22 protein-coding genes are annotated in these 25,783 nt (G+C 70.7%); 12 read left to right on the top strand and 10 right to left on the bottom strand.

Going from position 1 to position 25,783, the window contains the following annotated elements; genetic code table 11:
* Window positions 1-23: 23 nt before the first annotated feature.
* Genes KZI27_RS16495 through KZI27_RS16485 form a run of 3 tightly spaced genes read left to right on the top strand, consistent with a single transcriptional unit; the run spans window position 24 to window position 3,575 of the window.
* Window positions 24-1,013: an ABC transporter permease gene (locus KZI27_RS16495; RefSeq protein ID WP_261783939.1), complete on the top strand. Its 990-nt coding sequence runs from the start codon at window positions 24-26 to the stop codon at window positions 1,011-1,013.
* Window positions 1,010-1,936 carry a carbohydrate ABC transporter permease gene (locus KZI27_RS16490; RefSeq protein ID WP_111084721.1) on the top strand — a complete coding sequence of 309 codons (927 nt, stop codon included), beginning with the start codon at window positions 1,010-1,012 and terminating at the stop codon, window positions 1,934-1,936. Before KZI27_RS16495 ends, KZI27_RS16490 begins: the two co-directional genes overlap by 4 nt.
* 4 nt (window positions 1,937-1,940) lie before the next feature.
* Window positions 1,941-3,575 carry an extracellular solute-binding protein gene (locus tag KZI27_RS16485; protein ID WP_222658470.1) on the top strand — a complete coding sequence of 545 codons (1,635 nt, stop codon included), beginning with the start codon at window positions 1,941-1,943 and terminating at the stop codon, window positions 3,573-3,575.
* 84 nt (window positions 3,576-3,659) lie between these two features.
* Here the strand turns inward: KZI27_RS16485 and KZI27_RS16480 are convergent, their stop codons facing one another.
* Entirely contained in the window at window positions 3,660-4,313 is a 654-nt protein-coding gene (locus tag KZI27_RS16480; RefSeq protein WP_222658469.1) for a CatA-like O-acetyltransferase, read from the bottom strand.
* A 42-nt stretch (window positions 4,314-4,355) separates the two neighbouring features.
* Here KZI27_RS16480 and KZI27_RS16475 point away from each other — a divergent pair, with 42 nt between their 5' ends.
* Window positions 4,356-4,895 carry a YbaK/EbsC family protein gene (locus KZI27_RS16475; protein WP_222658468.1) on the top strand — a complete coding sequence of 180 codons (540 nt, stop codon included), beginning with the start codon at window positions 4,356-4,358 and terminating at the stop codon, window positions 4,893-4,895.
* Here the strand turns inward: KZI27_RS16475 and KZI27_RS16470 are convergent, their stop codons facing one another.
* From KZI27_RS16470 to KZI27_RS16440, 7 genes are all read right to left on the bottom strand, one after another.
* Window positions 4,896-5,264, bottom strand: a complete 369-nt coding sequence (locus KZI27_RS16470; protein ID WP_123314247.1) for a VOC family protein — start codon at window positions 5,262-5,264, stop codon at window positions 4,896-4,898.
* Window positions 5,265-5,283: 19 nt separating this feature from the next.
* A complete protein-coding gene (hrpA, locus tag KZI27_RS16465) occupies window positions 5,284-9,141 on the bottom strand; it encodes an ATP-dependent RNA helicase HrpA (protein ID WP_222658467.1) in 3,858 nt (1,285 codons plus the stop codon).
* Between the two features lie 18 nt (window positions 9,142-9,159).
* Window positions 9,160-11,004, bottom strand: a complete 1,845-nt coding sequence (locus KZI27_RS16460) for a thioredoxin domain-containing protein (protein WP_222658466.1) — start codon at window positions 11,002-11,004, stop codon at window positions 9,160-9,162.
* Between the two features lie 91 nt (window positions 11,005-11,095).
* Window positions 11,096-11,626 carry an ATPase gene (locus KZI27_RS16455; RefSeq protein ID WP_222658465.1) on the bottom strand — a complete coding sequence of 177 codons (531 nt, stop codon included), beginning with the start codon at window positions 11,624-11,626 and terminating at the stop codon, window positions 11,096-11,098.
* A gap of 11 nt (window positions 11,627-11,637) precedes the next feature.
* Window positions 11,638-12,705, bottom strand: coding sequence for an NAD-dependent epimerase/dehydratase family protein (locus KZI27_RS16450; RefSeq protein ID WP_222658464.1), 1,068 nt, complete (start codon window positions 12,703-12,705; stop codon window positions 11,638-11,640).
* Window positions 12,706-12,736: 31 nt separating this feature from the next.
* Window positions 12,737-13,609, bottom strand: a complete 873-nt coding sequence (locus tag KZI27_RS16445; RefSeq protein ID WP_222658463.1) for a sulfurtransferase — start codon at window positions 13,607-13,609, stop codon at window positions 12,737-12,739.
* A gap of 161 nt (window positions 13,610-13,770) precedes the next feature.
* Complete coding sequence (locus KZI27_RS16440) at window positions 13,771-15,312, bottom strand: MFS transporter (RefSeq protein WP_222658462.1); 1,542 nt, start codon at window positions 15,310-15,312, stop codon at window positions 13,771-13,773.
* Between the two features lie 169 nt (window positions 15,313-15,481).
* On the opposite strand from KZI27_RS16440, the gene KZI27_RS16435 reads away from it, so the two are divergent.
* A complete protein-coding gene (locus KZI27_RS16435; RefSeq protein ID WP_222658461.1) occupies window positions 15,482-16,150 on the top strand; it encodes a TetR/AcrR family transcriptional regulator in 669 nt (222 codons plus the stop codon).
* A 132-nt stretch (window positions 16,151-16,282) separates the two neighbouring features.
* Here KZI27_RS16435 and KZI27_RS16430 read toward each other — a convergent pair whose 3' ends face one another.
* Window positions 16,283-17,914, bottom strand: coding sequence for a dolichyl-phosphate-mannose--protein mannosyltransferase (locus KZI27_RS16430; protein WP_222658460.1), 1,632 nt, complete (start codon window positions 17,912-17,914; stop codon window positions 16,283-16,285).
* A gap of 65 nt (window positions 17,915-17,979) precedes the next feature.
* On the opposite strand from KZI27_RS16430, the gene rsmI reads away from it, so the two are divergent.
* The 5 genes from rsmI to KZI27_RS16405 all read left to right on the top strand — a co-directional run bounded on the left by rsmI (window position 17,980) and on the right by KZI27_RS16405 (window position 22,800).
* Window positions 17,980-18,801 carry a 16S rRNA (cytidine(1402)-2'-O)-methyltransferase gene (gene rsmI, locus KZI27_RS16425; RefSeq protein ID WP_222658459.1) on the top strand — a complete coding sequence of 274 codons (822 nt, stop codon included), beginning with the start codon at window positions 17,980-17,982 and terminating at the stop codon, window positions 18,799-18,801.
* Between the two features lie 122 nt (window positions 18,802-18,923).
* Window positions 18,924-20,501 (top strand): methionine--tRNA ligase, encoded by a 1,578-nt coding sequence (gene metG / locus KZI27_RS16420; RefSeq protein ID WP_222658458.1) that lies wholly within the window; start codon window positions 18,924-18,926, stop codon window positions 20,499-20,501.
* Complete coding sequence (locus KZI27_RS16415) at window positions 20,498-21,406, top strand: TatD family hydrolase (RefSeq protein WP_222658457.1); 909 nt, start codon at window positions 20,498-20,500, stop codon at window positions 21,404-21,406. The genes metG and KZI27_RS16415 overlap by 4 nt, the downstream gene beginning before the upstream one ends.
* Window positions 21,406-22,257 carry a 16S rRNA (adenine(1518)-N(6)/adenine(1519)-N(6))-dimethyltransferase RsmA gene (gene rsmA / locus KZI27_RS16410; protein ID WP_222658456.1) on the top strand — a complete coding sequence of 284 codons (852 nt, stop codon included), beginning with the start codon at window positions 21,406-21,408 and terminating at the stop codon, window positions 22,255-22,257. The genes KZI27_RS16415 and rsmA overlap by 1 nt, the downstream gene beginning before the upstream one ends.
* Before the next feature lie 111 nt (window positions 22,258-22,368).
* Window positions 22,369-22,800 (top strand): hypothetical protein, encoded by a 432-nt coding sequence (locus tag KZI27_RS16405; RefSeq protein ID WP_222658455.1) that lies wholly within the window; start codon window positions 22,369-22,371, stop codon window positions 22,798-22,800.
* Between the two features lie 34 nt (window positions 22,801-22,834).
* Here the strand turns inward: KZI27_RS16405 and KZI27_RS16400 are convergent, their stop codons facing one another.
* The gene (locus KZI27_RS16400) at window positions 22,835-23,575 is read right to left on the bottom strand and encodes an SDR family oxidoreductase (RefSeq protein ID WP_222658454.1); all 741 of its coding nucleotides are present in this window, start codon (window positions 23,573-23,575) and stop codon (window positions 22,835-22,837) included.
* 102 nt (window positions 23,576-23,677) lie between these two features.
* Here KZI27_RS16400 and KZI27_RS16395 point away from each other — a divergent pair, with 102 nt between their 5' ends.
* Window positions 23,678-24,520: a helix-turn-helix transcriptional regulator gene (locus tag KZI27_RS16395; RefSeq protein WP_222658453.1), complete on the top strand. Its 843-nt coding sequence runs from the start codon at window positions 23,678-23,680 to the stop codon at window positions 24,518-24,520.
* A 234-nt stretch (window positions 24,521-24,754) separates the two neighbouring features.
* Window positions 24,755-25,744, top strand: coding sequence for a RimK family alpha-L-glutamate ligase (locus KZI27_RS16390; protein WP_222658452.1), 990 nt, complete (start codon window positions 24,755-24,757; stop codon window positions 25,742-25,744).
* The last annotated feature ends 39 nt before the right edge of the window (window positions 25,745-25,783 follow it).

Genomic DNA, 25,783 nt, shown 5'->3' with positions numbered 1-25,783 from the left:
AATCCAACGGAGGAGGCCACCGAGTGACGAAGCTCGACGACCGCGCGACGACGACCGCGCACACCGCACCGCCGCCGCACCCCGGGCTCCGACGGCGCACGACCTGGCAGCGGATCCGGCGCGATCGAGTGCTGTTGCTGATGGGCCTGCCGGGCGTCGCCCTGTTGCTCGGGTTCCACTACCTGCCCCTGCTCGGCAACCTCATCGCCTTCCAGGAGTACCTGCCCTTCGTCCCGCTCGGGCGCAGCCCGTGGGTCGGGGTCGAGAACTTCGCGGTGGTCTTCGACGGCGATCCGGAGTTCCTCGGAGCGCTCCGGAACACCCTCGTGATCACCCTCGTGCAGGTCGTGTTCGTGTTCCCGGCGCCGATCATCCTGGCGCTCATGCTCAACTCGCTGCTGTCCGAGCGGATCAAGCAGGTCGTGCAGTCGATCCTGTACCTGCCGCACTTCCTGTCGTGGGTGATCGTCGTCGCGGTGTTCCAGCAGATCCTCGGCGGCTCCGGGCTCGTGAACAACGCGATCCGGGCGGCGGGTGGGGACGCGATCGACTTCCTCGGCAACCCGAACGGCTTCATCGCGCTGCTCACCAGCCAGGTGATCTGGAAGGACACCGGCTGGGCGACGATCCTGTTCCTCGCCGTGCTCTCCCAGATCGACTCGAGCCTGTACGAGGCGGCGAAGATGGACGGCGCCTCGCGCTGGCGGCAGCTCTGGCACGTCACCCTGCCCGGCATGCGCGGCATCATCATCCTGCTGCTCATCCTCCGGCTCGGCGACTCGCTCACCGTCGGGTTCGAGCAGATCCTCCTGCAGCAGGCCGCGGTCGGTCGAGCGGCCAGCGAGGTCCTCGACACCTACGTCTACAACAACGGCGTGCTCGGCGGACAGTGGGGCGTCGCCGCGGCCGTCGGACTCGTCAAGGGCGTCGTCGGAGTCCTGCTCGTCCTCGGCGCCAACAAGCTCGCGCACGTCTTCGGCGAAGCGGGCGTCTACCAGAAGGAGTCGCGATGAGCGCCACCCGGAGCGTGACCGTGCCCGCGGGGACCACCCGGAAGCACCGCCCGCTGGACGCCCCGCCGCTGCCCGGACGGCTGCTGACCGGGTTCGTCCTGCTCGTGATCTGCCTCGTCGTCCTGCTGCCGTTCCTCGGCATCGTCTCGACGAGCGTCGCGCCGTCCAGCCAGGTCAACGGTGCCGGGGGCTTCGTGATGTGGCCGACCGGGCTCGACTTCAGTGCCTACGAGAGCATCTTCGCCGGCGGCGTCGTCACCCGGGCACTGCTCGTGAGCGTCGGCATCACCACGGTCGGCACCCTGATCAGCCTGTTCGTCACCGCGATGCTCGCGTACGCGCTGAGCCGGCCGGGGTCCTACGGACACGGGGTGGTGCTGAGCCTCGTGCTCGTCAGCCTGTTGTTCGCGCCGGGGCTCATCCCGAACTACCTCGTCGTGAAGCAGTTCGGGCTGCTCGACTCGTACTGGGCGCTCATCCTGCCCACGGCGCTCAGCGCGTTCAACGTGATCGTGATGCGCTCGTTCTTCATGGCGATCCCGCGCGAGCTCATCGAGAGCGCCCGCATCGACGGCGCCGGCGACTTCGGCGTCTTCCTGCGGATCGTGCTCCCGCTGTCGAAGGCCGTCCTGGCGGTCATCGGCCTGTTCTACGCGGTCGGGTACTGGAACGCCTTCTTCAACGCCCTGCTCTACATCAACGACACCGCGAAGTGGCCCCTGCAACTCGTGCTGCGCACCTACGTCATCAACAACGCGCAGCTCGGCGGCGCCGACCTCGGCACGAGCTCCGACGCGCTGCCCCCGCAGGCGTCGATCCAGATGGCGATCCTCGTCGTCTCCATCGTCCCCATCCTGATCCTCTACCCGTTCCTGCAGCGGCACTTCGCCAAGGGTGTCCTGACCGGCGCCGTGAAGGGCTGACACCATGACGACCAACGCACCACGGGGCATCACCCGCCGCGGCCTGATCGCTGGCGGTCTCGGGATCGCGGCCACGGGCCTCCTGGCCGGTTGTGACACCGTCACCCGCTCCACCGACGTGAAGGCGATCAACCGGGCCGTGACCCTGCCGGACTACGTGCCGTGGGCCGGCGGACCGGACCCGGTGCTCCCGAAGACCAGCGCGCTCATGCCGTCCGCGTTCCGACGCATCCCGTCGGACCTGGTGCCGACCGACCGGGTGCCCGGCGACGGGTCGACGCTGCACGGCAGCGTCCCGACGAACTCGCCCGTCCCACCGTCGAAGGGCAGCAACCCGTACTGGCAGGGACTCGACGAGCGGATGGGCGTCGACCTCGACCTGACCATCACCCCGAACGCCGACTGGGGCAACAAGTTCGCCACGCAGGTCGCGGGCGACACCCTCGGCGACGTGTTCACGGTGTTCGGCACGTTCTCGTACCTGCCGCAGTTCCTCGAGGCCAAGGCGGCGAACCTCACCGAGATCCTCTCCGGCAGCGGCGTCCGCGACTACCCGTACCTGGCCAACCTGCCCACCGCGTCCTGGCGCGGCACCGTGTTCTCGGGCGGCATCTACGGCGTCCCCGTGCCCCGCGGGCCCCTGACCACCGGTGTGCTGCACCGACGGCAGGACCTGTTCGAGCAGCTCGGCGTGGACCCGTCCTTCCGTGACCTCGACGAGTTCGAGGCGCTCTGCCGCGAGGTCTCCGATCCGCAGCGCAACCGCTGGGCGCTCGGTTCCGTGCCGACCAACATCCTGGCGTCGATGTTCGGTGTGCCCAACCAGTGGGACGAGCAGGGCGGCCGCCTGACCCACATGTACGAGGTCGACGCGTACCAGGACATGCTCGAGGCCTCGCGGAAGCTCCTCGCCGACGGCCTCGTCCACCCGGACAGCGTGACCGCCTACAACGGCAAGGTGTGGTTCGTGCAGGGCTCGGCGCTGATGCTCCAGGACAGCTACAGCGCGATCCCCGGACTGCTGCAGCAGGCCGAGCCCGGCAGCGGGTTCCGCATGACCATGGCCCCGTTCGTCGGACCGGGCGGCGCGAAGCCGAAACCGTGGCTCGGGGACCCGAACAACGCGATCACCGCACTCGCGGCCGGGCCCGAGGAGCGCATCCGCATGCTGCTCGGCGTCCTGAACTGGTGTGCGTCGCCGTTCGGGACCGAGGCCTGGATGTACCGGAAGTTCGGCATCGAGGGCCGGGACTTCGACTTCCGCGACGGCGCCCCCGTCCTCACCAAGACGGGCAACAGCGAGACCGCGCTCGGTGAGTTCCCGCTGCAGTACTTCACGGAGTGCCCGCTGCCGCTCTTCTACTCGGGAGCGCCGGAGATGACGGACGTCGTCTACGAGTCGCTGTCCTCGTGGTTGGACGACGGGATCACGAACCCCACCTACGGGCTGTACTCGCCGACGAACTCCACCAAGGGACCGGCCATCGGGACCTCCGCCACGAGTGCGATCAACGACGTGCTGCTCGGCCGAGCACCGGTGTCGGGGTGGAAGGCCGTCGTGCGCGACTGGCGCCGCCGGGGCGGCGACGCGATGCGGCGCGAGTTCGAGCAGGCGTTGGAGGCGCGCGCGGGCGCGTGACGGGCGGGGCACCGCCCCGGACAGGGGAAGGACGGACGGGAGGCCCGTGGCGGGTCCGCCACGGGCCTCCCGTCCGCTCCGCGGTCACGCCAACCACGACGGGCGAGCGAACAGGTCCTCGAGCTCCTGGACCAACCGCGAGGTGTGGAAACCATCGGCCGCCGCGTGGTTGATCTGCAGCGCCACCGGCATCAGCGTGCGGTCGCCCTCGGTCCGGTAACGCCCGAGCGTGACGATCGGCAACAGGTGGTCGTACCCGTCGCGGACGTGCAGCGCGAACCCCGTGAACGACGTGCGGGGGAAGGTCGACACGTCGAACACGTTCGTGGGCCGGTCGTCCTGCGGGAACATCCGGACGTCGTCTCGGTACCGCTCCATCGTCTCGACCGCGGCGGCGTGGAACCGTCCGAAGTCCTCGTCGTGGGGCACGACCAAGGCCGAGAAGGTCTCCGTCTCCGGGTGGAACACCGTGAACATCGGGTGCACGACGTCCCAGACGCCGGGGGAGCCGTCGTCGAGCAGCTGCATCCGGAACTCGGCGTGACGGTTGACCACGGTCGCGATCGCCCAGATCTGCGACGCGTAGGTCTTCGCCGCGCTCGTGCGGACCGCGGCGACGAACGCCGTCACGTCGACGTCGACGGTCACCTCGTACGAGCACTGCACGCGCTGCCGGTAGTGCTCGAAGTGCTCGCGGCGGGGCCAGGTGTCCAGGTCGATCGGTCGGAGTTCCGTCATGGGGTCAGTCTCGTGCTACCGGGCGGTGCCTAAGGTGGAGCCATGCCGACGCTCGAACGGGCTCCCGCCCTGACCGCCCCGGAACTGCTGGCCGCACCCGTCGCCGCAGCGCTCGCCGCGTTGCCCGCCGACGTCGCAGCACGCATCGAGGCAGCTCCGATCGACCCGGACCTGGCAGACACCGCCGCGTTCTCGGAGGCCTACGGCTTCCCACTCGACGGCGGGGCGAACTGCATCGTCGTCGCGGGCAAGCGCGGCGAGGACGTCCGGTTCGCCGCGTGCGTCGTGCTCGCCCACACCCGCCTCGACGTGAACCGTGTCGTCCGGAAGCTGCTCGACGTGCGGAAAGCGAGCTTCGCGCCGATGGACCAGGCCGTGGAGCTGACGGGCATGGAGTACGGCGGGATCACGCCGATCGGGCTGCCGTCTTCGTGGCCGGTGTACGTCGATTCCCGCGTGCTCGATGCCCCGGACGCTGTGATCGGTGCAGGCCGCCGCGGTGCGAAGGTGTTCCTGCCCGGCTCCGTCCTCGGAACGTTGGCGGGTGTGCAGGTCGTCGAGGGCCTGGCGACCGAAGCCTGATCAGTCGTTCGGGCGGATGAGGCAGAACGGGTGGCCAGCCGGGTCGAGGTACACGCGGAACGTCTCGGTCGCCGATCCCGTCGCGGTCGCACCGATGGCCAGGACCGCGGCCTCGCCGTCGTCGAGGTCCTCGACCTTCACGTCGAGGTGGCTCTGCTGCGGGACGAGCTGCCCGGGCCACTCCGGGGCGCGGTAGTCCTCGACCTGCTGGAACGCCAGGAGCGGCCGCTGGTCGGTGAAGGGGAGCGCGACCTCGGCCCAGTCCTCGTCGAAGCCGACGATCTCGCCACCGAGCAGCTCCGCGTAGAAGCGGGCCAGGCCGCGGGGGTCTGCGCAGTCCAGGACGACCATGTCGAGTGTGCCGATCATGGCCGTCAGGGTAGACCGATCAGCGCGCTGCGGTCAGGGCCTTCGTGATCCGCTGCAACGACACCGTCTCGGCGGTGCCGAGTTCCTGCGCGAACAGGCTGAGGCGGAACTCCTCGAGCATCCACCGCGCGTGCACGAGCTCGGGGTGTGCGCCGACCGGCGGCGGGAACGCACCGCCCGCGTCGACGTACCGATCGGTGGCGACGGTGACCTCGCGCATCCACGTGGCATCGCGCCCCGGGTTCTGCAGCAGCTTCTGTACGCGTGCCTCGATGCCCTGCAGGTAGACCCGGATGCGTCGGAGCCGGTCGAGCCCGGCCACGGAGACGAACCCCGGGTAGACGAGCCGCTCCATCTGCTGGCGCATGTCCGTCAACGCACCGAGCAGGGACATCGAGTTCGCCTGCTTGAGTGCTCGCTCGGCGGAGCGCTGGGCGGCGAGCACCGCGGCGAGCTCGGAGACCGCCGTGAACATCGTGTCGACGACGGTCGCCGACACGGCGTCACGGACCGCCTCGAACTCGGCCTTGGTGAACACGAGACCGTCCGGGTGGGCGCGACGGATCACCGCGTCGACGACGGCCGCGAGCACGTCGTCGAACAACGCGTTCGTGGAGGCGTAGGGGCTCGCGGCGAGTGCGAGCTTCTCCTGCGCCGTCAGGTGCGACTGGATGTACGACACCGGGGACGGCACCGCGAGCATCACCAGGCGACGGACCCCGGCGGGCATGCGGACCTGCCGGTCGGACGGCGTCGCGAGCAGCTGCACCCCGACGGTCGCCTTCGGGCCGGAACCTTCTTCCAGCAGGGACGGGTACGCGCGGATGACACCACCGGCCTGCTTGGTGTCGAGGGTCTGCGGCAGGTCCTGGGCCGGCCACGTGGTGAGGCCGGACTGCTCCGCCCCGGCACCGCCACCGGCGGCGGCGACGCGAGCCGCGCCTCCTGGTCGTCCCGCAGCCCGCACCGTGGCGGAGGCGACGCTCTGCTGTGTGCGGTCCTTGAGCTTCGTCTGCAGGACCGACAGGTCCTTGCCGGCCTCGACACGCCGACCGCGTTCATCTACGACTGCCCACGTCGGCAGCAGGTGCGACGGCACCCGGGACAGGTCGAAGTCGGACTCCGACACCGGCACGTACGTCATGCGCTGGATCGCCTTGGCCAGGGTCGCGCGGAACGACTCGGTGGGCTCGGTCGGGGCGTCGTCCGGCAGTTCGGCGACGATCTTCTCGGCCCAGTCGGCAGCAGGTACGACGTTCTTGCGGATCTGCTTCGGCAGCGACTTGATGAGGGCGGTCACGAGCTCCTTGCGCAGGCCGCGGACCTGCCAGTCGAAGCCCTCCTCGCGCATACGGGGGAGCAGCGCGAGCGGCACCTGCACGCTCACGCCGTCGTCCTGCGCGCCCGGCTCGAAGCGGTACTGGATCGCGAGTCGCTGGTCGCCGCTGCGCCACTGGGTCGGGTACTCGGCGTCGTCCTCCGCCGCCTCGGCAGCGGATTCGTCCAGCAGGTCCGCCCGGCGCATCGTGAGCAGGTCCGGTTGGTCGCGGCGCGTCGTCCGCCACCACCCCTCGAAGTCACGGGTCGTCGCGATGTCCGCGGGGATGCGCGCGTCGTAGAACTCGTAGACGTTCTCGTCATCGAGCAGGATGTCGCGCCGGCGCGTGCGCTCCTCGAGCTGCTCGAGTTCCTTGCGGAGCTTCCGGTTGGCGCGGTCGAACGCCTGCTGCGACTCCCACTCGGCCTCGACCAGGGCGTGGCGGATGAAGAGCTCACGCGAGTGCTCCGGGTCGATCCGGGCGTACTGCACCCGGCGGCGCTGCACGATCGGGACGCCGAACAGGGTCACCCGCTCGTACGCGACGACGGCGCCCTGCTTCTTCTCCCAGTGTGGTTCGCCGTAGGTGCGCTTCAGCAGGTCACCGGCGAGGGGCTCGACCCACGCGGGATCGATCCGGCCGACGGTCCGTGCGAACAGCCGGCTGGTCTCGACGAGTTCGGCCGCCATCACCGCGTCGGGCTGCTTCTTCGCGAGCACACTGCCCGGGAACACGACGAACCGGGTGTTCCGCGAGCCGAGGTAGTCACGCTTCTCGCGGTCGCGCAGCCCGATCTGGCTGAGCAGACCGGCGAGCAGGGACCGGTGCACGGCATCGCCGTCGTCGGAGCGGGACTGCCCGACCCGGACGTCGACCTGCTTCGCGGCGCGGGAGAGCTGGCGGTACAGGTCCTGCCACTCGCGGATGCGCAGGTAGTTGAGGAACTCGGCCTTGCAGAGCCGGCGGAAGGCGCTCGACGACAGCTCCTCCTGCTTGTCCTCGATGTAGTTCCACAGGGCGAGCAGGGTCAGGAAGTCGCTCGTCGGGTCGGCGAAGCGGGCGTGCATCTGGTCGGCGTGGGCGCGCTTCTCGAGCGGGCGTTCACGGGGGTCCTGGATGCTCAGGGCGCTGACGACGGCGACGACCTCGCGCCCGACGCCCTGGCGACCGGCCTCGAGCACCATGCGGCCGAGCCGGGGGTCGATCGGCAGTCGGGTGAGCTGTCGTCCGGACTTCGTGATCCGGCCGTCCTTGTCGACGGCGCGGAGCTCACGCAGCAGGTCGAGGCCGTCCTTCACGCCCCGGGAGTCCGGCGGCTGCAGGAAGGGGAACGACTCGATGTCGCCGAACCCGAGCGAGATCATCTGCAGGATCACCGCCGCGAGGTTCGTCCGCAGGATCTCGGGATCGGTGAACTCGTCCCGACGCTCGAAGTCGTCCTCCGAGTAGAGCCGGATCGCGATGCCGGCACTGGTGCGGCCCGCTCGACCCGAACGCTGGTTCGCGCTGGCCTGCGAGATCGCTTCGATCGGCAGCCGCTGCACCTTGGCACGCGGGGAGTACCGCGAGATGCGGGCGGTCCCGGTGTCGATGACGTACTTGATGCCCGGCACCGTCAGCGAGGTCTCGGCGACGTTCGTGGCGAGCACCACGCGCCGGCGCACCCCCGGGGTGGTGCGCCGATCGAAGACACGGTGTTGATCGGCGGCGGAGAGCCGGCCGTACAGGGGCAGGACCTCGGTGCCCTGGTACCGCTTGCCCTCGATGGCGTCCTGCGCGTCACGGATCTCGTTCTCGCCGGACAGGAACACGAGCACGTCGCCGGGTTCTTCGCGCGCGAGTTCGTCGAGGGCGTCGGTGATCCCCTGCAGGGTGTCGCGGTCGTCGGCGCCGTTCGACCCGCCACGGTCGGCCGTGCGCGAGTCGGTCTCGTCGTCCTCGTCGGTGTCTTCGGAGTCCTCGGACACGAGCGGTCGGTACCGGATCTCGACGGGGTAGGTCCGGCCGGAGACCTCGATGATCGGAGCGTCGCCGAAGTGCTTCGAGAAGGACTCGGGGTCGATCGTCGCGCTCGTGATGATGAGCTTGAGGTCGGGGCGCCGGACCAGGAGCCGCTTGAGGTACCCGAGCAGGAAGTCGATCGTGAGCGAGCGCTCGTGCGCCTCGTCGATGATGATCGTGTCGTACCGCTTCAGGTCGCGGTCGAAGTGGATCTCGTTCAGCAGGATGCCGTCGGTCATCAGCTTGATGCGGGTGTTCGACGACACCTTGTCGGTGAAGCGCACCTGGTAGCCGACCAGGTCGCCGAGGTCGCTGCCGAGTTCTTCGGACACGCGTTCCGCGATCGTGCGGGCAGCGATCCGGCGGGGCTGGGTGTGCCCGATGTGCTCGCGTCCCAGCTCGAGGCAGATCTTCGGCAGCTGTGTGGTCTTGCCCGAGCCGGTGGCACCCGCGACGATGACGACCTGGTTGTCACGGATGGCGGCCGCGATGTCGTCCCGCCGCTGCGAGACCGGCAGTTCGGGCGGGTAGGTGATGACTGGCGGCGTGGGAGACATGAGCATTCCAGGATACCGTCACGCCGCCGGTGCTGCGAGCCCGGCGGCGAGGTCGGCGACGGACCGAGCGGGCAGGGCGCACACGCGGTCGTGACAGACGTACGCGGCCGGTTCGAGCGCATCCCGCGCCTCGAACAGCTCGAACCCCGCGGCTGCCCACTCCGTGGCCTGCGTCGGGGTCACGCGAGCGATGATCGTGCCGGGTCGGCGCGCGGCGCGGACGGCGTCCCGCAGCGGGTCGTGCGGGTCCGACGTCACGACCACGATCTCGCGCGAGGGCCGTTGCAGCCCGAGTGCGAGACCGAGGGCGTCCGCGTGCCCGAGCGGCCGCTCGGTCCCCGTCGTCGCCCGGTCCGCCACCAACCGCTCGGCGGCAGTTCGGTACGCGGAGTCGCCGGTCAACGCCGCGAGCTCGGCCGCCGCTGCGGCCAGGGCCACCGTCCCGGAGCGCATCGCGGTCTGTGGTTGTTCCCCGGTCGCCGTGCCCGCCCCGGCGAGCACCGGATCGACGTCGAACCGGCCGGCCAAGCCGTCGTCGACCAGGGAACGGGCGGTCACGGCGTAGGCGGCCTCGCCCGTCACCAGGGCGAGCTCGAGCAGCCCCTCGGCCAGCAGCCCGACGTCCTCGATCGTCGCCGGGGCCGCCGACGGTCCGCGCGGCGTGCTCGAGCGGACCGCGACGTGCCCGTCGTGCACGTGCGACCGCAGCAGCGCATCGGCTGCCGACCGGGCGAGGTCGATCATCTCGGGGTCGTCGTGGCGTTCACCGGCGATCGCGAGCCCGCGGATCGCCAGGCCGTTCCACCCGGTCAGGACCTGGTCGTCGAGTGGTGGCGGGTCCAGGAGGGCGCGCTCCGACAGTGGCCGTCGGTACCACTCGCCCTCCACCCGCCGGCCGTCGATCGTGGACTCGCTGTCCTGCGCGGCGACGAACGCGCCGTCGTCCTGCTGCAGGGTGTCCCGCAGGAAGTCAGCGATGCCGCGTGCCTGTTCGGCCCCGGCGACCGCGAGCAGGCCAGCGTTGTCGTAGAGCATCCGTTCGTAGTGCGGCACGCTCCAGTCGCGCTTGGTGGCGTACCGGAACACACCGCCGTCGGCATCGGTCAGCTCGGAGGCCCGGATCGCGTGCAGCGACCGATCGAGCAGACCGTCGGCCTCGGCATCGCCGTCGCGTGCTGCGTCGGCGAGGAACTCCAGCAACGGCGTGCTCGGGAACTTCGGGGCGCCGCCGAAACCCCCGTAGGTGGTGTCCTCTGCCTGCGACAGCTGACCGGTGACGGCCCGGATGCGGTCGACGGACGGGAGGCGCGGGTCGGCTCCGCCAGGACCGTCGCCGGCGCGGACGGTCGCGTCCGCCTCGGCTCCCTGCCGGATCGCCGTCGCGATGGCCGCCGCGTTCGCGTCGACCTCGTGCCGCCGCTCGGTCCACGCGTCGAGCACCGCGGCCAGGATCTGCCGGAACGCGGGCACCTGACCCACGGGGGTCGGCGGGAAGTACGTGCCGGCGAAGAACACGTGGCCCTCGGGCGTCAGGAACGTCGTCAGGGGCCATCCGAGCTGCTGCGTGAACGCGCTCGCCGAAGCCATCAGGCTGGCATCGACGTCGGGACGCTCTTCGCGGTCGACCTTGACGGCGACGAAGTCCTGGCGGAGCAGCGAACCGATCTCCGGGTCGGCGAAGCTCTCACGGGCCATGACGTGGCACCAGTGGCACGTGGCGTAGCCGACCGACACCAGGACCGGCACGCCGCGCTCACGTGCCTCGGCGAAGGCCTCGCGGCCCCACTCGCGCCAGTCAACGGGGTTGTCGGCGTGCAGACGGAGGTACGGGCTGACCGAGGTGCTGAGTCGGTTGTCGTTCATGCCTCCAGCGTGCCCCGTGGCGACTGGACGGACCAACGATCGCCGCGATCTGTGGACGGATCGTCGATCTCCACAGCCCTCGTCCGAGCGGTCAGCGGGGGAGCCACCCCGTCAACGCGGCGAGACGCTGCGCGACCTGGGCGGGGGTGAGATCGTCCGTGTCCAGCCGGGCGACCGTGTCCCCGGAAGCCGCGTCGAGCCTCCCGGCCGTCCGCGTGCTGTGCGCGAACTGCGCCTCAGGGACCTCGCCACCTGCCCGCCGAGCGAGGCGCTCGGCGGTGGGACCGTCTGCCGCGCGCAGCAGGACCGTCGTGACCACGGGGTCGTCGCCCATGGCGGCGGCCAGACGCTCGTGCTCGAGGACGGACACCGTGTTCGTGTAGACCAGCCGGTGGTGGCCGAGCTCGCGGTAGGCCTGCCACATCGCGGCGAGGTTCCGCTCGGCCAGGTGCGCCTCGGGGTGCTCGACGTGCGGCGCCGGGTGCGCGAGGTCCAGCAGGTCGCCCTCGATCACCGCGTGACGGACGTCTGCCGCGACGAGCAGGTCGTGCAGCGCCTCGGCGGCCGTGGACTTGCCCACGCCGGACCGCCCGCCGACGAACAGGACCTCGGAGCGGGGCACGCTCGGCACCGTCACCCGAGGCCGAGCGACAGGAGCGCGAGGGCGGCGTCCTCGGGGCCGTAGTCGAACAAGCGCTCCCAGAACGGATCGTCGGCCCACGGCACGTCGCCGTCGGCCGGTGTGCTCTGCGCGGTCTCCACCAACCAGTCGAGTTCGGGCAGGACCGCCGTGGCGAAGGTCGGCGGCTGCCACCCGAGCGTCCGCGCTGCCGTCGTGTCGAGGACGAACGGTGACGGCGACGACCACGGGGTGGTCCCGACGAAGGCGGGGGCCTCCGCGTCGAGCAGGACCTCGTCGAACCGGTGGTCGAGGTGCCCGGCGATGGTCCGCACGATCTCGAGCGCCGTCGGAGCGGTGTCGTCGGCGACGTTGAGGATGCGCCGGTCAGGAGCATCGGCGACCAGGCGGACGAGTGAGCCGATCCCGCTCGCCGCCGTCGTGTGGTCGACGCCGCGTCCGTGGTCGGCGAGCAGGATCCGTTCGCGCCCGTCGAGCACCCGTCGCACCACGAACCACTCGCGCGGACGGCCGATGCCGACGCCGTACACCTTCGACGGTCGCAGGACCGTGACCGGGGCGCCGTGGTCGAGCAGGACCTGCTCCGACGCCACCTTCGCGGCGCCGTAGCCGTCGCGGCTGGTCGGGTCGCCGTCGCCCGCGGTGACGGTCGGCTGGATCTCGGTCACCGCGCCGCCGAAGACCGGCTTGTCGGTCGAGTTCGCGTGCCGCCCCTGCTCGTCGGCGTAGACCGCGCGCGAGGAGACGAAGACGGTGGAACCGACGTCGTCGAGGAACGGCAGGAGCTGCGTCGCGTCGTCACGGGTCAGCCCCACGGTGTCGACGAGCAGGTCCGCGCCGGGGCGGAGGAGGTCACGCAGGGTGCTCGTGTCGCGGCGGTCACCGGCGGTGAAGCTCGCGCCCGATGCGCTCAGGGCGTCGGCCGCCGGGCCCCCACGACGGGCCAGGACGTCGACCTGCCAGTCGTCGCCGCCTCGGCCGGAGGCGTCGAGCAGCTCACGTGCGACGGCCGAACCGATCCCGCCGGTGCCGCCGAGGATGACCGCGCGTCTGGAGCTCATGCGCCAACGCTAGCCGGGACGCGTGTCGTCGTCAGGACGCCAGCGCCTCGGGCTCGTGTCGCCACCAGTCCAGCAGCGAGCCGTCGTACACGGTGACCTTGTCGTGGCCGAGCACGGTCAGTGCCAGAGCGTCGACGCACGCGGCGCTGCCCACCCCGCAGTACGTCACGATCTCGTCCTCGCCGACGACGGCGGCGAACGCCTCGGCGAGCTTCGACCCCCGCAGGTAGGCGTTCGTCTCCGGGTCCACCAGGGTGTCCGCCGTGATCGGGGTGCTGCCCGGGATGATCGGCGGGTGGTCGTCGCCGAGGGCCGCGTCGGGCGCCGCGAACACCAGCGCCGCGGGCTGCTCACCCGTCACGGCTCGGCGCACACGGGCGTGGTCGGCCCAGAGCGGGCGCTCTTCACCGGCGAGGAAGGCGCGGTCGTCGTCGGGCGACTTCGCCGACGAAGGGGCGTGGCGGAGGGCTCCGACGCGGACCGGACGGCCCTCGTCGCGCCACTTCGTGAAGCCGCCGTCGAGGACCGCGACCGAGTCGAACCCGAACGACCGGAAGATCCACCACAGTCGTGCCGACCACTCGCCGACGCTGTCGTCGTAGACCACGACCGTCGAGGTGTTCGTGACACCCAGGTCGCCGGCCGCGGCCTCGAACCGTTCGGCGCTCGGGCGGGTGAAGGGGACCGCGGCGCCCGGCGTCGAGAACGCGTCGACGAGGTCAGCGAAGCGGGCGCCGGGGACGTGCCCGCGCTGCTCGTAGGAGTCGACCGCGGAACGCCACGTGGTCTCGAGGCCGGTCCCCACCGTGTGCACCGAGGCGTCGAGGACGACGAGCTCGTCACCACCGAGGTGGTCTGCGAGCCACTGCGTCGACACGAGCGGCGAGGTCAGGACGGGGGCCATGCCGCACACGATAATGCGGACCACTGACGGGCGACAGGGAAACCGACACACTGCGCAACCACGGGCGCGCGTGGTGGTTGGTGCGTCGACTCGGAACGACAAGGCGGTTGTCGTACGACATCGCGATCGTCGTTCCGAGTCAGCACTGCCCCGCTGCGACGTCAGTGCGCCGCGGCGGGGATGCTCCCGGTCGTGGCGGACCCGGCACGTGCGAGCCGCTCGACCCGCACCGACTGCCGGTTGATGAGCAGACCTCCCGCGAGGGCGACGAGCACGAGCACGCCGGCCGAGATGCCGAACGCCACGTGGTAGCCGTCGAGCGTGGCCTGCGCCTGCTGCAGCTTCGTCGGGGCGGCGGACAGTCCGGACAGGCTGTTCGACACCACGTCGGCGAAGATCGTCGACAGCAGCGCCGTGCCGATCGAACCACCGATCTGCTGCATCGTGTTGACCGTCGCCGAGGCCACACCGGCGTCGGCGCGGGCGACCCCGGTCGTCGCGGTGTTCATCGCGGACGAGAAGATCGTGCCCATGCCGAGGCCGATGACGACCAGCGCCGGCAGGACGGTGCCCGCGTAGGAGCTGTCCAGGTCGGTGCGCAGCAGCAGGAGCAGGCCGGTCGCGGCGACGAGGCCACCGGCGAAGATCAGGATCTTCGGGCCGACGCGGGGCAGGAGGCGCCCACCGATCTGCGTCGCCGAGATCATGATCGACAGTGGCATCGGCAGGAAGGCCAGACCGGTCTGCAGCGAGCTGAACCCGAGGGTCTGCTCGAGGTAGTAGGTCAGGAACAGGAAGATGCCGAACATGCCGATCGCCACCAGGCCGATCGCGATGAACGACCCACCGCGGTCGCGGTCGAGCACCACGCGCAGGGGCAGCAGCGGGTGCGCCACACGGGTCTCGATGAACACGAACGCGGCGATCAGCACCACGCCCGCGGCGAGCATCGCGATGGTGACGGGGGAGTCCCAGCCGTTGGTCTCGGCGTTCGAGAAGCCGTAGACGACGCCGACCAGGCCGGCGGTGATGGTGATGACCCCGAGGACGTCGATGCGCGGGCGGTCGACCTTCGGCGGCTTCTCCATGAAGACGAGCGCGCCGATCACGCCGAGCACGGCGAAGACCACGTTGACGTAGAGGCACCAGCGCCACGACGCGTACTCGGTCAGCACGCCACCGAGGAGCAGGCCGATGGCCGCACCGGAACCGGCGATGGACCCGAAGATGCCGAACGCACGACCGCGCTCCTTCGGGTCGCGGAAGGTCGTGGTCAGCATGCCGAGGGCGGACGGGGCGAGCAGCGCGCCGAACACACCCTGCAGGGCGCGGGCGGCGACCAGCAGGCCGAACGAGTCGGCGAGGCCACCGAGGACCGATGCGACCGCGAAGCCGACCAGGCCGATGATGAAGGTGTTCTTGCGGCCGAACAGGTCGCCGAGGCGGCCGCCGAGCAGCAGGAGCGAACCGAACGCCAGCGAGTACGCGGTGACGATCCACTGGCGCTGGTCGGTGCCGAACCCCAGGTCGGCCTGGGCCGAGGGCAGTGCGATGTTCACGATGGTGGCGTCGAGCACGACCATCAGCTGGGCGAGGGCGATGACCGCCAGGGCGATCCAGCGGTGGTTGCTCTTGGCGGGGGTGGAGCCAGAGGTCGTGGGTGCTGCCCCGGTGGGGGTCGGCACGGTGTGTTCTGCCGTCACGGCAGCCTCCTTCGAGAAGGTTGGAGGGGGAGCACGAAGCGCGCACCGTCGGGCGTTTCGAAGAGGGGAGGTGTCAAACGGATGCGCGGCATCCGTTTGTCGACAGTGTAGACCGAAACGGAAGCTCCGCATCCACTTATTCCCAGAAAGTTCAACTAGGTTCGGCACCGTGAGCACCACCGAGTCCGCGCCCGACCTCGAGCGCCCGCTGCGCGCCGATGCGGCACGCAACCGCGAGCTGATCCTGCAGACCGCTCGCAAGTGCTTCGCAGAGCGTGGTCTGTCGGTCACCCTGAACGACATCGCGCACGAAGCGGGCGTCGGCGTCGGCACCGTGTACCGACGCTTCGCCGACAAGGACTCCCTGATCGAGGCGCTGCTCGCCACCAAGTTCGAGGCTCTGAACGACGCAGCGGCCCGCGCCGCCGACGTCGTCGACCCGCGCGAGGCCCTCCGGGTCTACCTGACCGGCGTGTTCGAGTTCCGCGCCCGCGACCGTGCGCTCGCCGACGCCATCGTGCGCGCCGGCAAGGCACGTCCGTCGATCGTGCAGGAGCGTGACCGGCTGGAACGCCAGGTCTCCGCGATCATCGGCCGGGCCGAGACCGCCGGGGTCGTCCGTGCCGGGTTCGACTACCGCGACCTGCCGATGCTCACCGCGATGGTGGGCGCGGTGGCCGACGCGACCCGAGAGCGCGACCCGAACGCGTGGCGCCGGTACGCCGAGCTCCTCATCGAGGGCGTCCTGCCGCAGACCGCGAGCGAGACCGCCACGACGATGGTCGGCGACCCGCTCGACCGCGAGTCGATCGAGCGAGCGCTGCACGCGCAGTCCTGACGCGTCCCCGCGGACGGCGCGCGGCTCCGGTGCCAGCCGACTCCGGACAGGAGGCCCGTGGCGGAGTCGACCCGTGCCTCCCGTCCGGCGGCCTGGTCGCGACCAGTGCGCCGGGCCGGCACCCGACGCGCGCTACAGCCAGCTCGGCAGCCAGTAGTGCGACCGGATGAAGTCCCACGGCACCTGGATCGCGGTCCACATCGGGTACCAGTACGCCGACGCGAGCACGACCACGACCAGGTACACGCCGACCCAGACGATCGCCCGGGTCCGTCGGGGCCGCGGATCGGTCCGTGACCCGAGCACCAACCCGATCGCCGCAGCCAGCGCCATCACCATGAAGGGCTCGAATGCGATCGTGTAGAACTGGAAGACCGTCCGGTTGACGTACATCAGCCACGGCAGGTAGCCCGCGGCGACGCCGAGCAGGACGAACCCGTACTGCCACCGTCGGCGCAGGATCCAGAGCACGAGCAGGGCCACGGTCGCGATGACCGCCGCGTACCAGATGAACGGGTTCGCGACCCCGGTGATGGCCTCGCCGCAGCGGCTGGCCGAGCAGCCGTCCTGGCCGGCGTCGGTGCCGACGTAGAACATCGACGTGGGGCGCTGCATGACGAGCCAGAGCAGCGGGTTCGCCTGGTACGAGTGCGGCGTGTGCAGCCCGATGTTGAAGTTGTAGATCTCCGACTGGTAGTGCCACCAGTTCTGCAGGCTGTCCGGCACCCACCGGAGTACCCCGGTCCAGCGTTCCCCGCCGGAGGCCAGCCAGTTGCGGTCCCAGCCGTCCTTCGACACGAACCAGCCGGTCCACGACGCGACGTAGGTGACGGCGGCGATCGGCACGGTGAGCAGGAACGACACGGGTGCCTGCTGCAGCAGCGCGCTCGACGACCAGAACTCGACCCCGGCTCGGCGACGCATCATCATGTCGCTCAGCACGGAGTAGACGGCGAAGAACGCCAGGAAGTACATCCCCGACCACTTCGTCGCGGTGGCCAGCCCCATCGTCAGCCCCATCGCGACCAGCCACGGACGCCACCAGAGCACGGGCCCCCACAGGGTGTCCCGGCCGGCCGCGACGCGCTCGGCGACCCAGTCGTCGAGCCGCCGCTGACTCCGGCGCCGGTCGAGCAGGAGCGCCCCGAACCCGAGCACGACGAAGAACGTCAGGATCCCGTCGAGCAGCGTCACGCGGGACATCACGATGGCCTGGCCGTCGATCGCGAGCAGGCCGCCGGCGAGCGTGCCGACCAGGGTGGAGCGGAACAGCGACCGGGCGATCACGGCGGTGAGGAACACCGTCGCGATGCCGAGCACGGCCACCGCGAACCGCCAGCCGAACGAGTTGTCCGCCCCGAACAGGAGCATGCCGAGCCCGATCAGGTACTTGCCGAGCGGCGGGTGCGCGATGAACTCCGCGGCGCTGGTGAAGATGTCCGTCTCACCGCTCGAGAACCGGTCGTCGGTCGTCGGGGCCGAGTCGCTGCTCGGGTTCGCCGGCCAGGTGCCCTCGTACCCGAGGTGGACGATCGACCAGCCGTCCTTGACGTAGTAGGTCTCGTCGAAGACCAGGGAGTGCGGGTTCCCGAGGTTGGCCAGGCGCAGCACGGCGGCGAGCAGCGTCACCGCGATCGGTCCCGCCCAGCGCCACACCGCCACGCGCTGGGCGGTGGAGAGCATCCGCCCCCACCAGTCGTCGAGGCGCGAGCCGACCGGCCCGTCGGGCACGGCCGTGCGGTCGTCGGTCAGCGCGCTGGTCATCGCTGAGCATCCTACGGAGAGACCACATGTCCGCGCTGCGTCGGTGCTGCGACGACAATGGGTGCGTGATCGTCCTCGCAGCAACGCCCATCGGCAACCTCGGGGACGCCTCGCGCCGTCTCGTCGAGACCCTCTCCAACGCCACGGTGGTCGCGGCGGAGGACACCAGGACCGCCATCCACCTCATGCGTGCCCTCGGCATCGACAACCGTCCGCGGCTCATCGCCCTGCACGAGCACAACGAACGGGCGAAGGCGTCCGAGGTCGTCGAGCTCGCCCGTGACGAGGACGTCGTGGTCCTCACCGACGCCGGCATGCCCGCCATCAGCGACCCCGGCTTCCCGCTCGTCGAGGCGGCGGCCGCGGCCGGCGTCACCGTCACGGCGCTGCCCGGCCCGTCGGCGGTGCTCATGGCGCTCGCCGTCTCGGGCCTGCCGACGGACCGCTTCACGTTCGAGGGCTTCCCGACGCGCAAGGGCGGGGAACGCCGCCGTGCGTTCCAGGCGCTCGCGGGGGAGCAGCGCACGATGGTCTTCTTCGAGTCGCCGCACCGGTTGGCCGAGACGCTCGCCGACATGGCCGTCGGGTTCGGCGGCGATCGTCGTGCCGCGGTCTGCCGCGAGCTCACGAAGCTCTACGAAGAGGTCAGGCGCGGTCCGCTCGACGAGCTCGTCACGTGGGCGTCCGAGGGGGTCCGGGGCGAGATCTGCATCGTCGTCGCAGGAGCCGCCGAGGCCACCGAGGAAGCGACGCTCGACGACGGGGTCCGACTGGTGCTCGAGCGGGTGGCCGCCGGCATGCGCATGAAGGAGGCCGCAGCGGCGGTCGCGGACGCGACCGGGCTGTCCAAACGGGACCTCTACGAAGGCGCGCTCGCGGCGCGGTAGACGGCTGGGGACTCCGGTCTGGAGGCGCGGGGCGGGCCCGCCACGGGCCTCCCGGATCCGGTTTTCCACAGACCACCGCCGCGCGCGTCATGCGGGTTCCGCGCGCCCGTAGGATGGTCCGCATGTCCGACGGGTCCTCGTTCAGCATCACCACGCCGATCTTCTACGTGAACGACGTGCCCCACATCGGGCACGCCTACACCGAGGTCGCCGCGGACGTCCTCGCGCGCTGGCACCGGCAGCGGGGTGACGACACCTGGCTGCTCACCGGCACCGACGAGCACGGGCAGAAGATCCTGCGCACCGCCTCGGCGAACGAGGTCACGCCCAAGGAATGGGCCGACCGCCTCGTCACCGAGGCCTGGAAGCCGCTGCTCGACACCGTCGACGTGGCCAACGACGACTTCATCCGCACCACCGACGAGCGCCACGAGCGCGGGGTGACGGCGTTCCTGCAGAAGCTCTACGACGACGGCTACATCTACGCCGGCGAGTTCGAGGGCTTCTACTGCGTGGGCTGCGAGGAGTACAAGCAGCCGAGCGACCTGGTTCCCGGAACCGGTGCGTACGAGGGCCAGCAGGTCTGCGCCATCCACTCGATCCCGGTCGAGGTGCTGGCCGAGCGCAACTACTTCTTCCGCATGTCGGACTTCGAGCAGCGCCTGCTCGACCTGTACGAGTCGAACCCGCTGTTCATCCAGCCGGAGAGCGTGCGCAACGAGATCATCTCGTTCGTGAAGCAGGGTCTCCGCGACCTGTCGATCTCGCGGTCCAGCTTCGACTGGGGCATCACGATCCCGTGGGACAGCGACCACGTCCTGTACGTGTGGTTCGACGCCCTGCTCAACTACGTCACGGCGCTGGGCTACGGCACCGAGGACGACGAGGCCTTCAAGCGCCTCTGGCCGAGCGTGCACATCGTCGGCAAGGACATCGCCCGCTTCCACGCCGTCATCTGGCCGGCGATGCTCATGGCTGCCGGCCTGCCGGTGCCGGAACGCGTGTTCGGCCACGGCTGGCTGCTCGTCGGCGGCGAGAAGATGTCCAAGTCGAAGCTGACCGGCATCGCACCGTCGGAGATCACCGACACGTTCGGGTCCGACGCCTTCCGCTACTACTTCCTCCGCGCGATCACCTTCGGGCAGGACGGCAACTTCAGCTGGGAGGACATCTCGGCGCGGTACCAGGCCGAACTCGCGAACGGCTTCGGCAACCTCGCCTCGCGCCTGGTCGCGATGCTGCAGAAGTACTTCGACGGCGCCGTGCCGTCACGCGGATCCCTGACCGAGTCGGACGAAGCCGTCGACGCCCTGGCCGTGTCGGTCACCGAGCGTGCCGACGCAGCCATCGCCGCATTCGCCCCGCACGAGGCGATCGCCGCCGTCTGGGAGCTCGTCGACGCCCTGAACGGGTACATCACCGAGCAGCAGCCGTGGGCCCTGGCGAAGGACGACGCGAACCGCGAGCGGCTCGGCACCGTCCTGACCACGGCACTCCGTGGGCTCGGCACGGTCGCGGTGCTGCTCTCCCCGGTGATGCCGAAGGCCACCGAGAAGCTGTGGGCGTCGATCGGTGCCGGCGGCTCGATCGCCGAGCAGCGGGTTGATCGTGCCTTCGAGTGGCAGGGGGCTTCGCACGTCGTGGCGCTCGAGAGCGGACTCTTCCCGCGGATCGAGCAGGCGGAGCAGGGCGCCGCGTGACCGACGCCCACCTCCGCTCCCGCGGCGACGGGGACGGCTCCAAGCGCGACCTGACCTACCCGCCGTTGCCCGAGGCGCTCGTGGTACCGGTCTACGACAACCACACGCACATGGAGATCGCCGACGGTGGCGACGGGGCGCTCGACTACCGCGAGCACCTCGGCCGTGCCTCCAGCGTCGGTGTCCGCGGTGTCGTGCAGGTCGGTACCGACCTCGCCACTTCGCAGTGGTCCGCGTCGATCGCCGCCCGTGAACCCCGCGTGCTCGCGGCGGTCGCACTGCACCCGAACGAGGCGCCGTCGCTGCAGGAGCAGGGGCTGCTCGACGAGCACCTCGCCGGCATCGAGCGGCTGGCGGCGTTGCCCCGCGTCCGGGCGATCGGTGAGACCGGACTCGACTTCTTCCGCACCGGTGAGGACGGGCGCGACGCCCAGATCCGCTCGTTCGAGGAGCACATCCGCATCGCGAAGGAGCACGGCCTCGCGCTGACGATCCACGACCGCGACGCGCACGACGCCGTGGTCGAGGTGCTCGACCGCGTCGGGGCTCCGGAGCGCACGGTGTTCCACTGCTTCTCCGGCGGCCCCGACTTGGCTCGGCTCTGCGCCGAGCGCGGCTGGTACATGTCGTTCGCCGGCACCGTGACGTTCAAGAACGCGGCCCCGCTCCGCGAAGCCCTGCTCGTCGCGCCGCGGCACCTGATCATGGTCGAGACGGACGCGCCGTTCCTGACCCCGACGCCGTACCGCGGCCGGCCGAACGCCCCGTACCTGATCCCGATCACCCTGCGGTCGATGGCAGAGACCCTCGGCACCGACGCCTCGATGCTCGCCGCGCAGATCGCCTCGAACACCGAACTCGTCTACGGCGCGTGGGACGCCGAACCCGTGACGGTGGACGAGTAGTGGGCGCGCTGCTCGGCCCCGCCGAGATCCGGGAGCTCGCTGCTGAACTCGATGTGACCCCGACGAAGAAGCTCGGGCAGAACTTCGTGCACGACGCCAACACCGTCCGGCGCATCGTGTCGGTCGCCGGTGTGACGCCCTCGTCCCAGGTGCTCGAGATCGGGCCCGGCCTCGGCTCCCTGACGCTCGGGCTCACCGAGACCGGGGCGCCCGTCACCGCGGTCGAGATCGACAAGCGGCTCGCGGCGAAGTTGCCGTCGACGGTCAGTGCGCTGCAGCCGGCGGCGTCGCTGACGGTCGTGCAGCAGGACGCGATGACCGTCGCCGCATCGGACCTCGACACCGAGCCGACCCACCTCGTCGCGAACCTGCCCTACAACATCTCGGTGCCCGTGCTGCTGCACCTGCTCGCGACCTTCCCCTCGATCGAGCGGTCGCTCGTGATGGTGCAGGCCGAGGTCGGGTACCGGCTCGCGGCCGGCCCGGGCAGCAAGGTCTACGGTTCGCCGAGCGTCAAGGCCGCGTGGTACGGCTCGTGGAGCACCGCCGGGCTCGTCAGCCGTCAGGTCTTCTGGCCCGTGCCGAACGTCGACAGCGTGCTGGTGGCGTTCGACCGGCACGAGCCCCCGGGCGACGATCGGCTGCGGTCGCGGGTGTTCACCCTGGTGGACGCGGCGTTCCAGCAGCGGCGGAAGATGCTGCGGCAGAGCCTGTCGGGTGTGCTCGGCGGCAGCGCCCACGCCTCCGAGGTCCTGACGGCGGCGGGCATCGACCCGACGGCACGGGGCGAGGCGATCGGTGTCGACGACTTCGTGCGGCTCGGTCGGACGGTCCTCGCGGCTGCGGAGTAGCCGACACACCGCGGGGCCGGAGGCGGCTGATCGCCACGACGCGGCGCGGCGGCCTCCGACGCCGCGAACGGGGGACCGCGCGCACGGTCGTCTCACCCATACGATCAACGGGTGCGTCGCATCACCCTCTCCCAGTGGCTCGCGATCGTCGCCGTGCTCGGCGGGCTCGTCATCGAGTTCTTCGCCGTGCCCGCTGTCGTGCGAGACCTGCAGAACGACGCGGCATGGGCGGGAGTGCTGCTCGGGGTCGCGTTCCCCGTGTTCGGGGTCGCGGTCTCGGCCTTCCGCGACGATCCGGGCGATCGCGATGACGACGACGACTTCCGCCCGCCGCCGCGCCTCGACCGTTCGGGTCGAGTGGCCGAGGGAGCACTGGCCGTGACCGCGTTCACCGCAGCCTGGGCGGTGACACGCCTGCACCACAAGCCCCTCGACTCGGCGTTGTACAGCGCGGTGATCGCCTCGGCGCTGCCGCTCGCGCGCCGTGCCCTCGACCGGCTCGCCCGTCGCCGTGGCGAGCAGGCCGACGGCACTGACGACTGACGCGCCCCTCGTACCGTTCCAGGTGTCGCCCGGGTCAGTGCTCGCGGGACGCCATCATCTCGAGGATCTGCTGGTGGTTGCCGTTGCGTTCGGCGAAGCGCAGCGGGTGCACGTTCTGCACCAGGATCTCCGGGGCGGCGCCGGACTCGATGAGGGCCATGACCTCGTCGGCGAAGGCGTCGAGCGGCATCCCACCGAAGTCGGCGCCGCCCATCAGGTCGGTCATCACGGCCGGCGGGGCGAGTTCGAGCACCTCGAGCGACGAACCGACCAGCTGCTGACGGAGGGCCTGCGTGTAGGCGTGCACGGCTGCCTTCGTCGCGCTGTAGGTCGGCGACGCGGTGAGCGGGACGAACGCGAGCCCGGACGTGACCGTCATCAGGGTGGCCGAGGGCTGTGCGAGCAGGTGCGGCAGGAACGCGTCGACGAGCCGGATCGTGCCGACCAGGTTCGTCTGGACGAGCTCGAGGGCGTCGTGGATGTGCGCGGGGTCGCGGAGGTCTTCGTCGCGCATGATCCCGGACATGGTGATGAGGGCATCGAGCGACGGGTACGCCTCGAGCACCGAGGCGGCGGCGGTCTCGATCGACGACGCGTCGGCGACGTCGATCTGCACGGTGCCGAAGCCGTGCTCGGCGGCGAGGGAGTCGAGGAGCGACTGGCGACGGCCGCCGATGACGACGGTGCTGCCGGCGGCCTGCAGGCGCTGGGCCAGGGCGAGGCCGATGCCCGAGGTCGCGCCGGGGATGAAGACGGTGGAGTTCGTGATGTCCATGTCCACCACCATGCGCCGTCGTCGCCGAACCATCCAGACCTCGGTCATCGGGGGATCGGCGATCCCTGGCACGGCGGCGGGAACCGGACGACAATCGGGATCATGGACCGCGCTGCACTCGCCGACTTCCTCCGCCGTCGCCGCGAACTGCTGCGCCCCGAGGACGTCGGCCTCGGGCAGGGGCCGCGACGCCGGACGCCTGGTCTCCGGCGCGAAGAAGTCGCTGCGCTCGCGGGCATGTCGGTCGACTACTACACGCGTCTGGAACAGCAGCGCGGCCCGCAGCCGTCGGAGCAGATGATCGCCGCGATCGCCCGGGCGCTGCGCTGCAGTCTCGACGAGCGCGACCACCTGTTCCACCTCGCGGGGCAGAACGCCCCGACCCGGATGCACCGCGCCGACCACGTCGACCCCGCGATCCTGCGGGTGCTCGACCGGCTCGAGGACACCCCCGCGATCGTGGTCAGTCACCTGGGCGAGACGCTGGTCGAGAACCGGCTCGCCGCGGCACTGCTCGGGTCGTCCGTCAGCCTGCCCGGCAACGAGCGCTACCAGGCGTGGCGGTGGTTCGTGACCGGGGACGAGCTCGCGAAGTACGCGCCGGAGCAACACGAACGACTGGCCCGGGTCGTGGTGGCGTCGCTGCGGGCGGCGGTGGGGCTCGCTGGACCGGGGGACCGCCGGGCCACCGAACTGATCGCCGAGCTGCAGACCCGCAGCCCCGAGTTCCGCGAGCTCTGGGCGAAGCACGAGGTGGCCACTCGCTGGTCCGACAACAAGACGATCGTGCAGCCCCAGCTCGGCCGGATCACCGTCGACTGCCAGGTGCTGCACACCGACGACCAGGCGCAGGCACTGCTGTTGTTCACCGCGCCCGCAGGTTCCGAGGACGCGCAGAAGCTCGAGCTGCTCGGCGTCGTCGGACAGCAGACCTTCGCCGGCTGACGCGGCGCACGGTGCGGGTCCGTTCAGCTCGTGCGAGGTTGGTCGAGCCCGCACGGTGCGAGGCTGATGATCTCGTGCGCCGTTGACCGCTCGGTGCCGCGCTTCATCCCGCCACCGAGCGATCAACCTCGCACCTGCCGGACAAGCGCGCACCGTGCGACCCGCACCCTCCCGCGAAGCAACCCCGCGTCACACACTTGGCCGCGTGCGGTATACCGTGCCTAGGGTGGGCCTGTGAGCACTCCCCGCGTGTACGTCATCCACGAGAACCCCGAGTGGTTCCCGCCGCTCGCCGCCGCCTTCGAGGCCGAGGGTGTCCCGGTGCAGGAGATCCTGCTGACCGAGGGACAGATCGACCTCGGTGCCGAGCCGGAGCCGGGCGTCTACTGGTCACGGATGTCGGCGTCGAGCCACACCCGCGGCCACGAGCACAGCAAGGAGTACACCCGCGCGGTCCTCGGCTGGCTCGAGCGGGCGGGCCGCCAGGTCGTCGGCGGCAGCCACGTGCTCGAGCTCGAGGTCTCCAAGGTGGCCCAGCACGGGCTCCTGCAGCAGGCCGGGTTCGACGTGCCCCGCACCACCGCCGTGTTCGGCACGACGACGCTCAAACAGGCCGCCCGCACCTTCACGAACGGCCAGGACGTCCCGTTCATCACGAAGCACAACCAGGGCGGCAAGGGCCTGGGCGTCCGGCGGTTCGACTCGCTCGCCGAGTTCGACGCCTACGTCGACAGCCCCGAGTTCGAGGCCCCGGTCGACGGCATCACGCTGCTGCAGGAGTTCTTGACCGCCCGTGAGCCCTTCATCACCCGCGTCGAGTTCGTCGGCGGCGAGTTCGTCTACGCCGTCCGCGTCGACACCAGCGCCGGCAGCTTCGAGCTCTGCCCCGCCGACGCGTGCGAGGTCCCGCAGGTCATCGCGGGTGCCGTCTGCGACGTACCGGGAGCCGACCAGCCGAGCGCGTTCAGCGTCCGCACGGAGGTCACCGCCGAGCACCCGCTCGTCCAGCAGCTCCGCGGGTTCCTCGCCGAGCAGCGGATCCAGATCGCGGGCGTCGAGTTCATGGAGACGACGGACGGTCGCACGGTCGTCTACGACATCAACACGAACACGAACTACAACCCCGCCGTCGAGGAGACCGCGCCGGCCTCCGGCCCGCGCTCCATCGCGCGGTACCTCGGTGGCCTGCTGGAGACGCAGTACGCGGCGCAGCTCACGGCCTGAGAACGCAAGATCCACCGGACTGGAGGCGCGGTGCGGGCC

Origin of the sequence: Curtobacterium sp. TC1, from assembly GCF_019844075.1 — a bacterium.
Classification (GTDB): domain Bacteria; phylum Actinomycetota; class Actinomycetes; order Actinomycetales; family Microbacteriaceae; genus Curtobacterium.
Note: the sequence above shows the minus strand (reverse complement) of the source record. Positions and strands in the feature narration are given on the sequence as shown.